This is a genomic window from Micromonospora sp. NPDC050686 (genome assembly GCF_040654475.1).
Classification (GTDB): Bacteria; Actinomycetota; Actinomycetes; order Mycobacteriales; family Micromonosporaceae; genus Micromonospora.
This window is the reverse complement of record NZ_JBFAID010000069.1, coordinates 1-14,427: the sequence shown is the minus strand read 5'-3', so window position 1 is coordinate 14,427 and position 14,427 is coordinate 1. Positions and strand designations below refer to the sequence as shown.

The following is a 14,427-nucleotide window of genomic DNA, read 5'->3' as shown; positions in this document are numbered from 1 at the left end:
TGACCCTCAGCAAGTCCTATTGTGACTGATCAGGTGCTCGTCGGCGGGTCGGCTTGACCTGCGAGACCTGGGTTGGATCATGGTCGGGTGTCCGGAACGCCGTCCATCGTGGAGCTGCTTGAGCGGCTTGCGCGTTTGGAGGCCCGGATCGTTGAGCTTGAGGCAGACAACGCCGGGTTGCGGCGGGAGAACGCGGTGTTGCGGGCGGAGAACGCGGATCTGCGGGCTCGGCTCGGGCGGGACTCGTCGAACTCGTCGCGGCCGCCGTCGTCGGATGGGTTGGCCAAGCCTGCGCCGAAGTCGTTGCGGACGCGGTCGGGTCGGCGGCCGGGTGGGCAGCCTGGCCATGAGGGTCGCACGTTGCGGCAGGTGGCTGGTCCGCATGAGCGGTTCGAGCACGAGCCGGCGTGCTGCGGTGGGTGCGGTGGGTGCGGTGACGATCTGACCGGTGCTCGGCTGGCGGGGGTGGCGGTGCGGCAGGTGTTCGATCTGCCGGACATCGGGGTGCGGGTCAGTGAGCATCGGATCGTGTCACGTCGGTGCCGGTGCGGGCAGGTCACCGCCGGTCGGGCCCCTGGCGGGGTGGATGCCCCGGTGCAGTACGGGCCGAGAGTGAACGCGGCCGCGGTGTATCTGCAGCAGGCGTTGTTTGGGGCGCAGGCGCGGACCGCGCGGGCGATGACGGATCTGTTCGGGGTGCCGATGTCGGCCGGCGCGGTCGCCGCCGCGCACGCACGCGCCGGTGACGCCCTGACCGACTCGGAGTTCGTCGACCAGGTGCGTGACGCGTTGACCAGCGCGAGCGTGGTGCACGTCGACGAGTCCGGGCTACGGGTCGCCGGCAGGCTGCACTGGGTGCATGTGGCCACCACCGGGAAGTACACCCTCGTCTGGGTGCACCCGAAACGCGGCCGGGCCGGCATCGACGCCGGGCAGGTGATGGGCTCGCTGACCGGGATCGCCGTGCATGACGCGTGGGCGCCGTACGACACCTACACCCCGGCCGGACACCAGTTGTGCTGCGCCCATCTGCTGCGCGAGCTGACCGCCGCCGCCGAGCTGGCGCCGCAGGCGGTGTGGCCCCGGCAGGCGGGCGACGCGCTCCTACGGCTCAAGACCGCGGCGGACACCGCCCGCGCCGGCAGGGCATGCGGGATCGACCCCGGCCTGCTGGCCGAGCAGACCAGCTTGTTCCGCCAGGCCGCCCTGGTCGCGGTCAAGGACCATCAGCACGAGAAGTCGAAGACCGGCCGTAAACTCGCCGCGCTGGCCCGCCGGATGCGTGATCGGATCGACGACACCTCCATCGTCGGGAGTTCGGTCGGGGTGATGTCCAGGTGCAGCGCCCGCCGGACCTGCTCCGGGGTGGGCACGGGCGCACCGGCCTTGACAGCGGTTTCGATCAGGTCACCGGTCTTGACGGTGGTGTGCGGGTCGGTGGGATCAGGGACGGCGAGCGCGGCCCGGATGCGGTCCAGGACGGCGTCCGCGTCGGCCTGGGTGGAGTAGGGGCCGTGGCGCAGTGGGCGGCGAGTGCCGTCGGCGCGGGCAGGGATTTCGATCTGCCAGTGCCAGTGGCCGTGGGTGCGAGACCAGCCGCCGCCGGGCCGGCGAAGCCGGGGACAGGAGCGTCCCAGTCGCCGGCCCGTGACGCTGTCGCGGCAGCCGCAGCGTTTGAAGGTGGATCCCTTCACTCATCGTCTCCTGGATGCTTCGTACGGTGCCGCCAGCGGTGTCGGCTGGAATCCGCTGGTGACGGGGTCATCGCATCCACGCTCACCTTCGCGTCGGCATCAAGTCGTTCGCCGCCGGCTGCGGCGGGGTCGGGTTGGAGGAGCTGGAGCAGGGCGGCGACCGGGACGATGATGCGGCTGCCGGCCCGGATCAGCCGGAGCGGGAACTGGCCGGTGGCGGCGAGCCGGTACGCCTGGGATCGGCTGATCCCGAGCACCGACGCGGTCGTGGCGAGGGTGGTGGTGACGCCGAGCGCGCGGACCCGCTCAACGGTCCACACCTCCTCGACGGCGGGCGTGGACGCGGTGTCGGTCGTGTGGGTGGTCTGGTCAACGGGGTTCGAGTGGCTGTTCATGATCAGGTTTCTCCTGGCCGTGAGAGGGATGACTGGGCGGTACGAGCGGGGCGATCCCGCCGGCGGTGGCCGGCGCGGGGATGCTGGCCGTGCCGTCACCGCGTCCGTCCGATGACAGAGGTGGTGGCGGCGGATCGGTGGGCGTGACGGGGTCGCCAGGCAGTCCGGGTGGTACCGGCGGCTCGGTCTTGAGGGTTTTGAGAAGTTCCGACAGGCGGGTGTTGGACACGGTGTGGCCGGCGGTGCGGAGGGCTTCGGCGATTGCCGCCCGGGTCAGTGGCTGCCCGTCCGCGGCGAGCCGGTCCCGGACCTGTCGCGCGGCCGGCAGCAGCTCGGCCACGTCGCCGGACGGCTGCGCGGACCGTCCCCGGTCCGCCGGTCTGCGCGGGTCCCGTCTGCGGCTACGGCGTCGAGCGTCCTGGACGGTCCGGGGGGTGGATTGCTCCCCCACTGTCCTTGCGGACCGGGTTGTCCCATCCGGTCCGCTGTCCGGGACGCTCCGCGTGGCGCGGACCGGCTGCTCGGCTGTGGTGGACTCGGCGTTCGTTGGGATTGAAGGCGGCCGTGGGGTGCTGGTCCGACCGAGGGCCACCTTGACCATGACGAGGAACCCGAGCGCCGGTACGGCGGCGGCGACCCAGCCGATGATCGAGGGTTCGGCCTCGACGACCTGCGCAGCCAGGGACAGGGTGACGGCGCAGGCCAGTACGCCGGCCGGGAACATCGTTCGGGCGTGGGTGCGTTTGCGGCGACGCAGTTCCAGGCCGGAGGCGATGGACATCAGCTCCAGGACGATCGCTTCGGCCCACGCCAGCCAGCCAGGTTGGCCGTGCGCGGCAGCCACGTTGTGGACATGAGTGAAGCTGGCGGCCCCGGCCGCGCCGCCGATGGCCAGCATGATGACGACCTGGACGCCGCCCTCGACGCGGCTACCGCCCGGACCGGTCTGCCGGTCAGGTGTCGGTGTCGCCGTGGCAGACCACCTCCCCGATCCGGCCCTGGGCGATGCCCCGTCCGCCGGCCGCAGGAGACGGGACCGATGGACGGACCGGCCCACCGTTACGCGACGACGAGAACGCGGACTGGACCTCGGTCACGGACCGGCCGCCGCGGGGATAGGACCGGACATCCGACCTCTCGCTGCCGCAGCTGACCGCCGATGCTGTCACGGGTCTGTCAGCAGCGGCCATGCGGTCCCGGACAGGTCCGTGACAGAGGCCGACGGTGGCTGTCCGGCGCGCGGGTGAGGTACCGTCCGCCGCCGTCAGGCCGTGGCCGATCATGCAGCCTCACCCGCCCCGGTGGAGGCGTCCACGACGTACCCGGCGAGGTCGGCCAGGCGTAGCCGCTGCCCGCCCCCACCGGCCACCGCCCACACCGCCTCCGCCGGGCCCTGGCCCGCCGCAGTGGCGTGGTCACGGGAACCGGTGACGACCGGCACCGGCAGTGGCACCTCGCCGAGGACGCGGCGGAGGTTGCGTTCCCGGGCGGCCGAGTGCAGCCAGAACAACACAGGCCACGCCCGCCGGACCGTGCCGAACAATTCCCGGTAGCCGGCCACCTTGCCGGCCAGGATCGACAACTGCTCGCCACCGGTGTCGTACTCCAGGAAGAACGGCACCTCGACCCCGCCGTCGACCCACCGGCCGTAGCCGTCCGGGCGAACGCGCGGCTGGTACGCCCGCAGCAGCGCCGCATCCTGCGGCTGTATGAACGTTCCGGCGCGCTGGCACGCCGCCTCCGGCAGCCACTCCACCAACCCGGCGCCCAGGTGGGTGCGGGCGTGCCCGGCCAGATCGGTGAAGAAGCCGTTCACCCCAAGGCGGTGGGCGAGGGTGCGGGTCGAGGTCCACCGCCGCCGCTCCACCCGGGCGTGGTCCCGCCGCGGCGGGCGTTCATCCCGGGCCGCAGCGACGACCTCGGCGCCAAGCTGATCGATGACGTAGTGATACGGGTACGAGCCGCCGTCGGCCCGCTGCGGCCGGAACCGAGTCACCAGGCGCAGCCGGTAGAGGGTCCGCAGCCGCCGCTGACAGAAATCGAGGGACGGGAACAAGGCGGTCGCAAGCTGGAACGACGTCAACACGCCGTGGTCGTACAACCAGCCCAGCAGCACACGATCACGACCGGTCAGCTGAGACTGGACCCGAAGGACCGGATCATCCACCAGCCACCACCTCCCTTCCAGTACGCAACGCCAGCCCAGGGGGAGAGACCCGAGACCAGGCAGGGTCTGTCGCAGGACAAGCCGACGACACTGACAGCCGGCCTGACCTGCGGTGTGAGACGGAACAGGGGGTCCGTTCCGGCGTCCGGGCGAAGACTGACCTCAACCCGGACGCCAACCCGGACCCCGCAACGGGGATCGAGACGGGATCTGTCACTGCCCCCGGTCGGAAGCGGGGGCGCGCAGAGACGAGATGGACGGAGAACACAGCAACTCCCTGATCGAAGAAGACGAGAAAGGCGTCGACAGTCACGACGCCGCGGCGAAGTCACGGATGCCCCGCCGTAGCCGCCGAGCATCGCGCGGCGAGTACGACGAGCTGTGGACGTTTCACGCTGTGGAGTTGTCAACGAACACGCCGACCGGCGTACCGGCCGGTCCGAGGGCGAATCAGGGCAGCAGCGAGCGACACGACCGACAGCAGGGCAGCCGCGTGCAACGGGAACAACGGTGGCAATTGCAGCGGGCGGCGGGCGGAATAGCGCCGCACCGGGAGCAGGCTTCGCCTCAACCCAGGACAGGAACACCAAGGTCCGTCGACATCACGACGACCCGAGTAGGGCGTCGGGTCAACCCGCCGGAGAAAGATCCTTCATCGCGAACCCCCTGTTACTCAGACCCATCGACGGCCTGCCCACTCCCGGGACCCTCGAACGACCGGTGACGCTCCTGAAGGAGCGCCACCAGCCCGGCCGATCAGCCCCGGCGGGCGGACCGCCACGCGGTCGCATGCGTACCAGTACGCCTCCGCCGGCAGCACCCTGTCAACCAGCATCACCGGCAGTCGATCATCACGTTCCCGGATCCAATTGGACGCGTCGGCACCCGCTAACCTGCACTGACCTGGATTCGCACGGAATCCCCGCCCAACTGGACAAAGAATCTTGGCCGACATACGCAGGCATCTCACTTTGTGAGACTTCGGCACACTGACAACGGGCCAGATCGCGACGATCCGCCTGTGCCGGGACGAGCTCGACCGGTTCGAGTTCGTCGAGCCGGAGCGCCTGGGTGAAGCGTTGATCCCCCGGCTGGCTCGGCGAGTTGCCGCGGCGGTCGCCGCGATCGGGTGAGGCGGCGTCTACCTCGAGAATGGCGTCGCGGTCTCCACCGGTAGCGAGCTAGGCCCTATCGCCGGCGCGGGAAGAGCACGCCCAGCAATGGTGGTTCCCTGCCACCACTGCGGCACAGAACCCGTGCGACGGCCCCGGCTGCGGCACACGTTGATCCGGCTGAGCCCGAGAGGCACAATCCCAGGATGATCTCGAGCGTGTTCTTCGACGTGGGTGAGACGATCGTCGACGAGTCCCGGGAGTACGGCACCTGGGCCGACTGGCTCGGCGTCCCACGGCACACCTTCTCGGCCGTCTTCGGTGCCGTCATCGCCCGCGGCTTGGACTACCGCGAGACGTTCCAGGTGTTCCGGCCCGGCTTCGACCTAGCCGAGGAGCGGCAGCGCCGGACCGACGCCGGGCAGCCAGAACACTTCTCCCAGGAGAACCTCTACTCGGACGCCCGGCCCTGCCTAGCGGCCCTGCAGAAGCTGGGCGTACAGGTCGGCCTGGCCGGCAACCAGACCGCCCGAGCCGAAACCATCCTCCGCGCCCTGGACCTGCCGGTCGACGTAATCGGCACCTCGGATGGCTGGAAGGTCGAGAAACCCTCGGCCGCGTTCTTCGACCGCGTCGTCGCGGAGGCCGGCTGCCCCGCCGACCAGGTCCTCTACGTCGGGGACCGGCTGGACAACGACATCCGCCCCGCTCAGGCCGCCGGGCTCCCCACCGCCCTGATACGACGCGGGCCGTGGGGATACATCCTCGACGACAACGCCATCAGCGACCGCTGCCTCTTCCAGCTCGACTCGCTGGCAGAGCTGCCCGAGCTGGTACGCCGACACAACGAGTCGGCGGCTTAGCTCCCGGGCAGAGCGGCCCGGCTGGTCGCGAGGGCGGCGATGCGGTCGTCGAGCTGGCCGCCGGCTCGGCTGTCGCCGAGTACCTGCCGGACGATTCTGACCCGCTCCAGCCCGGTGCCGTACCAGTCGGTGTTCAGGGCGTCCAGGGCCTGGCTGAGGTAGTCGGCGGCGTGGTCGCCGTCGCTGCCGTGCGCCAAGGCCAGGTCGGCGAGGACGACGCTGCGCTGCTTGGCGCCCGTCGCGGCCAAGCGGGTGAGGGACTCGGCCAGGTGGCGCGCGGCTTCGGCATGGTCGCCAGCGGCGAGGACCGCGTAGCCGGCGAAGGAGTGCAGCCGGCCGGCGTCGTAGTAGTCGAACCATGCGGGCGCTTCAGGACGCGCTTCGAGCGCGGTGGCGGCGAGGTCGATCTGGTGGCGGCTGGCCGCTCCGGCGCCTGCGCGGGCTTCGACTTCCGAGGCCACACAGTGCAGCCAGGAGCGGACTGCGGGGCTGACGCCGTGCCAGGTGTGCTGGAGCGCCGCGTCGATCAGTGACCGGGCTGCGGCCGGGTCATGTCCGAAGGCGGGGATGAAGGCCATGTGGCCGAGGACGGCGGCGGCCAGAGCATGGTCTCCGGCCTCACGGGTGGCGGCGAGCGCGACGTCGTAACAACGCTGCGCGACGGCGGGCTGGTTGAGATCGAAGAACGCCAGTCGCGCGGTCAGCAGCGCCGATTCGGCGAGGGCGCCCGCGAGGGTCACCCGGCTGGTGCCGGTGGCCGCCCGAACGAGGCCGCTACCGAGCTGGGTGTGGGCGTAGGCCGCCTCGTAGAGCGGTCGGGCGGGGCTGGTCCAGTACAGCGTGCGTTGGCACCGCACGATCTCGCCGTACGCTTCTGGATCTATTGGCTTGGCTTGGGCGTAGGCGGCTTGCGGATCGAGTGACAGCAGGGGCGCTACCAGGGGAAGCATGCTGGCGCCGAACAACGCGCGCAGAACGGTTGCCCGGTCCCAGCCGGTTTCGTCGCCTCCGGTGATCATTTCCCACAACCTCCTGAACTCGTGCAGTGTTTCCGCCTGGGGACGCATCGCCAGCTCGTCGGGAGTCAGAAGTCCGAGCTGGCTCGCCGGCTTGTCGAAGATGGCCACGAGGTGCTTGCGGTAGCGCGGGTCAGGCCACCGCTCACCGGTCTCCCACCGCCGCACCGTGTTGGCGTTCAGGCCGGTGTCGGCCTCCCCGGCGTGGCTCATCTCGGTGCGGATGCGCTCGGCGACCTCCTCGTAGGACCAGCCCCGCTGGAGCCTCTCCCACGCTAGCCGCCGATTGGCGGGGTAGCGCCGTCCGGCCATGCGGGCACCTCCATATGTCCTGTGTCGACGACGGTCACGTTAGCCATCTCCGCTACCGCCCGTCACTACCTGGTTGCGAGCGGACGGCTCGTGGACGGTACCGATCCGATCCGCCGGACGGTTCGCTGTTGACGAGCATCGACGGACGCTGCTGGGCAGCGCCAGCTCACCAACCCATTGTCATCGACGCCAGGGGATCCACGGTGAAGAGATCGGACAGAACGTCCATCAAGCAGGCACTGCCTGATGCGGCGGCGGCCGGGGGTGCAGTCGTGAGGTTGATTCCTCGTCCGCGTACTGCCATCCGGGCTGCGCGAGCGGGTGACCGGCGGGGTGCTCCCAGCCGCCGCCTCACCACGGCGGGCCCGCCGGCGCCTCGGCGGGCCCGCCACGACTGGACCAACCAGCGGGAGTCAACCGCAACCCGTCGCGCGGTGACGGCATGACCGTGTACGTCTCCCGGCACGCCTCCACAGACGGGCCCGGCCCGACGGTGCAGCCCCGGATACCGGCGACCGGCCGGGCAAAGGTCTCCCAGACCGAGCCCATCCTGCTCACCTTCGTGTGGCAGCGCATGCTGTCGCAACCAGTTCAGGCCGGTGGCCGCCGGTGACGGCGCGGGTGGCGGTGACTGGCGCAGCCGGCTTCATCGGCTCGCACGTCGTCGACGCGCTCCTCGCCCGAGGCATGCAGGTGGTCGGCCTGGATCGCCGCCGCCTCGGCCAGGACGCCCTCGCCGACGAGAACCTGGCAACCGCAGCCGGCAATCCGCTGTTCACACCGCTCTGCCGCGATCTTGCCACCGACCGGCTTGATGACACTCTCGAAGGCTGCGACATCGTGTTTCACCTGGCCGCCCGGCCAGGGGTCCGGCCCTCATGGGGCGCTGAATTCCACGATTACGCCCAGTCCAACGTGCTCGGCACCCACCGGCTGCTCGACGCCTGCGCTCGCTCGGGCGTACGGCGACTGGTCTACGCCTCCTCGTCCAGCGTCTACGGCCCGGCAGAGCGGCCCAGCCGCGAGGACGACCGGACCAACCCGGTCTCGCCGTACGGGGTGAGCAAGCTCGCCGCCGAGCAACTGTGCCTGGCCTACGCCCGTCGCCCCGACAGCCGACTCAGCGTCGTGGCGCTGCGCTACTTCACCGTGTACGGCCCACGGCAGCGACCCGACATGGCCATCGGCCGGCTGCTGTTCGCTGCCTACACCGGCCTGCCGGTCACGCTGTTCGGCGACGGCAGCCAACGGCGGGAGTTCACCTACATCACCGACGTGGTCTCCGCGACGATCGCCGCCGCTCACATCGATACCCGCTGCGCTGTGGTGAATGTCGGCGGTGGCGCGAGCGTGTCCATGCGCGGCGCCATCCAGGAGGCGTCCACGGTTACCGGACGACACATTCCAGTTCAGGTGGCCGATGCGCAGCCCGGTGACGTTCCCGCCACGTCGGCGGACCTGACCCTTGCCGGCCGGCTGCTCGGCTACTGGCCCACCGTCGGCCTGCACGAGGGCATGGCCCGGCAGTCCTCCTGGCTGGTCAATCTCTCCCGCGACCGGCTCGCGGCCTTCACCTCCTGACCTAGAAGGAAGCTTCTCATGATCGTCTTGACAGCGGACTCCGCGAGCGAGTTGTTCACCGCAGCCTGCCAGGCAGTACTGCTCAACGGCCGCATCGCCTGCCCGCGCGACATGATGACCACCGAGGTCATCGGCGCGCACCTGTGCCTGACCAACCCTCGGCGCCGGCTGGTCTCCGTGCCGCCCATCCGCGTCATCAACCCGGCGTTCGCCGTCGCCGAGGCACTGTGGATCCTCTCCGGCTCGGACGACCCTTGGATCTTTGACTTCAACGACAACCTGCGCCGTTACGCGGACGACGGAGTCCTGCAGGGCGCGTACGGGCCACGCATCCGCCGGTGGGGCGGCAGCCTCGACCAGCTCGACGCGGTCGTACGGAAGCTGACGGCCGACCGGGACTCCCGGCAGGCCGTCGTCCAGATCTACGACCCGGGACGTGACCACCGCGGCCACCGGGATGTGCCATGCACTCTCGGATACCGGTTCCTGATCCGGCAGGGCCGACTCGAGATGCACACCACCATGCGCAGCCAGGACCTGTGGCTCGGGTTCCCGTACGACATCTTCGCGACCACGCTCCTGCAGGAGCTCATGGCCGGCTGGCTCGGTGTCGAGGTCGGCGAATACCACCACCACGTCGACTCGCTGCACCTGTACGCCGAGCACGCCCCGGCCGCCGCCGAGTGCCTCCACCACGAGCCGACCGTCACCGAGATGGATCCGCTCGGCGTGGACTGGCCCAGCCTGGATGCCATCCTCGCCCGAATCATCGGTGGCGACGGCGACCTACCCGACAGCAGCCCGTGGGACACGTTCGGACGCGTGCTTACCAGCTACCGGACCTGGAAGCGCGGCCAGCGCGACTTGGCGCGCAAGATCGCCCACGAAACACCGGGGCCGCTCGGCGCTGCCCTCGTCGCCTGGTACCAGCACCTCACCCAGCCGGCCCTCGCCTCGGCGGAGTCGGCATGACTGCCGATGTGGTGCTCGGACTGTGTGCGTACACGCATGACTCGGCGGCGGCGCTGCTGGTCGACGGCCATCTGATCGGCTTCGTCGAGGAGGAACGGCTCGACGGGGTCAAGCACAGCAAGGCCTACCCGGCACTCGGTGTCGCCTGGCTGCTCGACGAGGCCGGCCTGTCGCCGTCGGAGGTGACTTCGGTGGCGTACAACTTCGATGGACGCCGCTACCTGGGAGCACTGGGGCAACTGCCGAGTCATCTGCGGCAGGCGGCCAGCCGCGCCCGAGCCGTGCCGAGGGCTCGCAGCTTCACCACGGTCCACCGCCGCTACCAGGCCCGGATGCGGGACCTGGCCGAACGCTTCCCGCGCGCTCGACTGCAGCCGGTTCCGCATCACCGGGCGCATGCCCTGTACGCCTTCGCCGCCGCCGGCGTGGACGACGCGGCAGTCCTGATCGTCGACAGCCTCGGCGAGTTGCAGACCACCACCACCTGGCACGCCCGTCAACGCCGCTCGCGGCTCAGCCTCGACCTTGCACACGCGATCGACGACCCGGCCTCCCTCGGCTACGCCTACGGTGCCGTCACCGAACACCTCGGCTGGCGGCGCGGTGACGAGGAAGGCACCGTGATGGCGCTGGCCGCCCTCGGCGACCCCGCCCGATTCCGGGAGCTGATGTCCCGGGCGATCCGGCTCACCACCGACGGGTTCACGCTTGACCCAGCGCTGATCGCCCTGCGGGTGCTCGCCAGCCGCTACGGCCGGGTCACACCCGCGTTCACCGCTGCCACGTGCCCGCCCCGCATGCCGACGGCACCGGTGCAGCCTGTGCATGCCGACCTGGCCGCTGCGCTGCAGGAACGCACCGAGCAGGTGATGCTGCATCTCGCCGCGCGGGCCCGCCGGCTGACCGGCTCAGGGCTACTCTGCCTGGGCGGTGGGGTCGCGGTGAACTGCGTCAGCGCCGGCCTCATCGCCCAGGCCGGCATCGTCGACGAGGTGCACATACCGCCCGCTCCCGGCGATGCGGGTACCGCGATCGGAGCCGCCACCCACACCTGGCTCGACGTCACCGGCCGCCCACCCACCGGCCTCCGCCACCACTGCTACCTCGGCCCCGCCTATCCCGACCTGGCACTACCGGCAGCACCGCGCGCTGGCCTGCACGCGAGCCGACCCGCCGAACCTGTCCACCATCTGGCCCGGCAGCTGGCCGACGGCACAATCGTGGGGTTGTTCACCGGCGCGCTGGAGGCCGGACCCCGGGCACTGGGACACCGGTCGATCCTCGCCTCTCCCCTGGAGGCCGGTGTGGTCGAGCGGCTCAACGCCACCGTCAAGTTCCGCGAACCGTTCCGACCGTTCGCCCCCGTCGTCCTCGCCGACAAGGCCACCGACTACTTCCGGCTGCGCCAACCGTCGCCGTACATGTCGCTAGCGGCTCCCGTGACCGAGCTGACCCGCGACAAGCTACCCGCGATCGTGCACGTCAACGGCACCGCCCGAGTTCAGACCGTCACCCGCGAGCAACACCCCTTCCTCGCCGACGTCCTCACCCGGTTCGGCGAGCTCACCGGCCACCCCGTGCTGATCAACACCTCGCTGAACATCAAGGGCAAGCCGATCTGCGGCACACCGGAGATGGCCTTGGACTGCCTCACCGAGTCCGGCCTGAACGCCCTGCTCATCGAAGGCTGGTGGGTGACCAAGTGAGGATCGGCTACAGCTTCTGGGGATTCCTCGGCCCCGGCATCACCGACACCCCTGACGGAGGCCGCAGCCACCGCCGCACGTTGGTCGACGGACTACAGGCAGCCGGCCATGACATCGTCTTCCTTCAACCCAACCGAGACCTGTGCGAGGCCGGCGACGACCTCACCGGTCACTACCGCTGGAACGTCGGCCTGCCCGAGATCGACGCGCTGTTCCTCGAATGGCGCTGGCCCATTCCCGGCCGTAACACCACCGCCTGCGGCCGCCCCGGCCACACCTGCGACCTACATCGGCAGGGCGAGCTGCTTGGCCACTACACCCACCAGGTCGGCATTCCCACGATCCTGTGGGACAAGGACCGCCGACTGCCTACCACGCACCCCCTCCGCCGTGCCCACAACATGACCGTCTGTGAACCCGCTCTGCATCCGACTCCAGACGCAGTACCACTTCTCTTCCCGGTCGCCGACACGGCTATCGACTCCGCTGACCCGGCTGCGCTGGCGGCCCTGCCCCGCCGCAGCCCGCTGGTCTACGTCGGCAACCAGTACGACCGCGACCACGCGTTCGACACCTACTTCGCGCCGGCCGCCGCCCAATTACCCCACCTAATCGCGGGCAAATGGGCCGACACCCGACGCTGGCCGGATCTGAACTTCATCGGCCGAGTCCCGTTCCCTAGGGTGTCCGCGATCTACGCCGACGCGCTCGCCACCGTCCTGCTGCTGCCCGCCCGGTACGCCACAGCGGGGCAGATGACCCAGCGGATCTTCGAGGCCATCCTTACCGGCTGCGTGCCCCTGCTGCCTCGTGACGTCCGCGGCGCCGACGCCCTTGTTCCCTCGTCACTGATCGTCCGCGACGCCACGGACGTGCGGCACCGCATCGGTTGGCTCAGCGAGATTGCCGGCACCGGTGACCACGCCAGCCTGATCGCGCAGTGCCTACGTCACCTCGACCCGTTCCGACTCTCGACCCAGCTCGAGGTGCTCACCTACCTGCTACATCACCCGGAGTCGGTGCCGTCATGACCCACCGTGTCACCACCAGACAAGCGCACCACACCTCTACCCTGGAGAACCATGGACAGGATCGCCATCATCGGCTGCGGCGGCAGCGGCAAGTCCACCGTCGCACGCCAGCTGGCCAGGATCCTCGACGCGCCGCTGACGCACCTCGACGCGACCTACTACGACGAGCACTGGAACCCCTTACCCCAGGACGAATTCGCCGCCCAGCAGGAGAAACTGGTCGCTGGCGAACGATGGATCATCGAGGGCAACTACGCCGGCACCCTGCCGATCCGGCTCGCAGCCGCCGACACCGTGATCTTCCTCGACCTACCGGCAATCACCTGCCTGTGGGGCATCGCCCAGCGTCGCTGGCGCTACCGGGGCGGGCAACACCACCAGGACGGCGTATACGACCGCATCACCTGGAACTTCGTCCGCTACCTCCTCGGCTACCGACGCACCATGCGCCCGCGAGTCCAGAACCTCATCCGAGAACACGGACCACACGTCCACCTGATCACCCTCACCAGTCGCCGTCAGGCCGCCCAACTGCTGAAACGCGTCCGCGACGAGCATCCGCCCGTGACTTGACCCCAGCGGAACGGGAGGCGACGCATGTCGGCCAACCCGTTCCTTGACCCCAGCCTGGTCCACGGCGACCTCTACCAGGGTGACGGCCGGCTCGCCGACCGCACGAACGCGCTACACGGCGCCAAGATCAGCGGAAGCGACGCCGCCGACACGATCGCCGGCCTGCTCGCCGCTTGGGTCCCGGCCGGAGCGGATGTGCTCGACATCGGTTGCGGGCGCGGCACCACAACCCTGCGCCTGGCCGACCGGCTCCGACCACGCCGGCTCGTTGCCGTCGACGCCTCGACAGCGCTTCTCCACACCACCCGCGACCGCCTCGGCGACGCTGGCGCGTTGGGCTCAGTGGTCTGCGCGGATTTCCACCACCTGCCACTGCCTGACAGCGTGGCCGACGCGGCGGTTGCCGCCTTCTGCCTCTACCACTCGCCAACGCCGAAAAGGGCCATCGCCGAGATCGCCCGCTGCCTACGCCCCGGCGGCACCGCTGCCCTGGTCACCAAGTCCCTGGACAGCTACACCGAACTCGACCACCTGGTCCAGGCTGCCGGCCTCGACCCGGACGCCACCAGCCGACCGAGCCTCTACGAGAGCTTCCACAGCGGCAACCTGCACACCATCACCGCCACCCATCTGACCGTCCTCGACATCCAGCACGAGCCACACGTCTTCCACTTCGCGGACGCCACGCACCTCGCCCGGTACCTCATCACCACACCCAAATACCGGATCGCCCTGACCGGCGGAATCCCCGCCCTCGCGGCAGCCCTCCAGCAGCGGCTGGCGCCACCGCCGTACACGACCCGATCCACGGTCAGCTACGTCGTGGCGGTGCGGCCGTGAGTGGTGCGCTCTTCGTCAAGCGGTACGACGACCCGGAACGCTGCGCCGCCGCTGCCGCCCACCACGCCTGGCTAGTGCCGTGACCACGAACGTTCGCGGTGATGGATGACACGCCGTCCGGCCTGTCAGCCGGGCGGCGTCGCCGGGGTCAGGCTGTGGCGGTGG

12 protein-coding genes and 2 pseudogenes are annotated in these 14,427 nt (G+C 70.1%); 9 read left to right on the top strand and 5 right to left on the bottom strand.

Annotated features, from left to right (window positions below; genetic code table 11):
- Positions 1 to 87: 87 nt before the first annotated feature.
- Positions 88 to 1,248: pseudogene (locus tag AB0H57_RS29290) on the top strand (transposase); the annotation flags it as partial.
- Between the two features lie 53 nt (positions 1,249 to 1,301).
- Here AB0H57_RS29290 and AB0H57_RS29285 read toward each other — a convergent pair.
- The 4 genes and pseudogenes from AB0H57_RS29285 to AB0H57_RS29270 all read right to left on the bottom strand — a co-directional run.
- Positions 1,302 to 1,694: pseudogene (locus AB0H57_RS29285) on the bottom strand (site-specific integrase); the annotation flags it as partial.
- Complete coding sequence (locus AB0H57_RS29280) at positions 1,691 to 2,089, bottom strand: hypothetical protein (protein WP_357511907.1); 399 nt, start codon at positions 2,087 to 2,089, stop codon at positions 1,691 to 1,693. The pseudogene AB0H57_RS29285 and the gene AB0H57_RS29280, both read right to left, overlap by 4 nt.
- Positions 2,064 to 2,987, bottom strand: coding sequence for a DUF2637 domain-containing protein (locus AB0H57_RS29275; protein WP_357511906.1), 924 nt, complete (start codon positions 2,985 to 2,987; stop codon positions 2,064 to 2,066). Before AB0H57_RS29275 ends, AB0H57_RS29280 begins: the two co-directional genes overlap by 26 nt.
- Before the next feature lie 381 nt (positions 2,988 to 3,368).
- Complete coding sequence (locus tag AB0H57_RS29270; protein ID WP_357511905.1) at positions 3,369 to 4,256, bottom strand: replication-relaxation family protein; 888 nt, start codon at positions 4,254 to 4,256, stop codon at positions 3,369 to 3,371.
- A gap of 1,318 nt (positions 4,257 to 5,574) precedes the next feature.
- On the opposite strand from AB0H57_RS29270, the gene AB0H57_RS29265 reads away from it, so the two are divergent.
- Entirely contained in the window at positions 5,575 to 6,231 is a 657-nt protein-coding gene (locus tag AB0H57_RS29265; protein WP_357511904.1) for an HAD family hydrolase, read from the top strand.
- On the opposite strand, the gene AB0H57_RS29260 is transcribed toward AB0H57_RS29265, so the two are convergent.
- Positions 6,228 to 7,559 carry an XRE family transcriptional regulator gene (locus AB0H57_RS29260; RefSeq protein ID WP_357511903.1) on the bottom strand — a complete coding sequence of 444 codons (1,332 nt, stop codon included), beginning with the start codon at positions 7,557 to 7,559 and terminating at the stop codon, positions 6,228 to 6,230. The two genes, AB0H57_RS29265 and AB0H57_RS29260, sit on opposite strands and share 4 nt — an antisense overlap.
- Positions 7,560 to 8,001: 442 nt before the next feature.
- Between AB0H57_RS29260 and amcA the strand changes: the two genes are divergently transcribed.
- From amcA to AB0H57_RS29225, 7 genes are read left to right on the top strand one after another with little or no spacing between them, the layout of a single operon-like run.
- Positions 8,002 to 8,172 carry a multiple cyclophane-containing RiPP AmcA gene (gene amcA / locus AB0H57_RS29255; protein ID WP_357511902.1) on the top strand — a complete coding sequence of 57 codons (171 nt, stop codon included), beginning with the start codon at positions 8,002 to 8,004 and terminating at the stop codon, positions 8,170 to 8,172.
- The gene (locus AB0H57_RS29250) at positions 8,169 to 9,140 is read left to right on the top strand and encodes an NAD-dependent epimerase/dehydratase family protein (protein ID WP_357511901.1); all 972 of its coding nucleotides are present in this window, start codon (positions 8,169 to 8,171) and stop codon (positions 9,138 to 9,140) included. Before amcA ends, AB0H57_RS29250 begins: the two co-directional genes overlap by 4 nt.
- Positions 9,141 to 9,158: 18 nt before the next feature.
- Complete coding sequence (locus AB0H57_RS29245) at positions 9,159 to 10,112, top strand: thymidylate synthase (protein ID WP_357511900.1); 954 nt, start codon at positions 9,159 to 9,161, stop codon at positions 10,110 to 10,112.
- Complete coding sequence (locus AB0H57_RS29240; RefSeq protein WP_357511899.1) at positions 10,109 to 11,818, top strand: carbamoyltransferase C-terminal domain-containing protein; 1,710 nt, start codon at positions 10,109 to 10,111, stop codon at positions 11,816 to 11,818. Before AB0H57_RS29245 ends, AB0H57_RS29240 begins: the two co-directional genes overlap by 4 nt.
- Positions 11,815 to 12,849: a hypothetical protein gene (locus AB0H57_RS29235; RefSeq protein ID WP_357511898.1), complete on the top strand. Its 1,035-nt coding sequence runs from the start codon at positions 11,815 to 11,817 to the stop codon at positions 12,847 to 12,849. Before AB0H57_RS29240 ends, AB0H57_RS29235 begins: the two co-directional genes overlap by 4 nt.
- A gap of 51 nt (positions 12,850 to 12,900) precedes the next feature.
- Positions 12,901 to 13,422, top strand: a complete 522-nt coding sequence (locus tag AB0H57_RS29230; RefSeq protein ID WP_357511897.1) for a topology modulation protein — start codon at positions 12,901 to 12,903, stop codon at positions 13,420 to 13,422.
- A gap of 24 nt (positions 13,423 to 13,446) precedes the next feature.
- A complete protein-coding gene (locus AB0H57_RS29225; RefSeq protein WP_357511896.1) occupies positions 13,447 to 14,262 on the top strand; it encodes a class I SAM-dependent methyltransferase in 816 nt (271 codons plus the stop codon).
- The last annotated feature ends 165 nt before the right edge of the window (positions 14,263 to 14,427 follow it).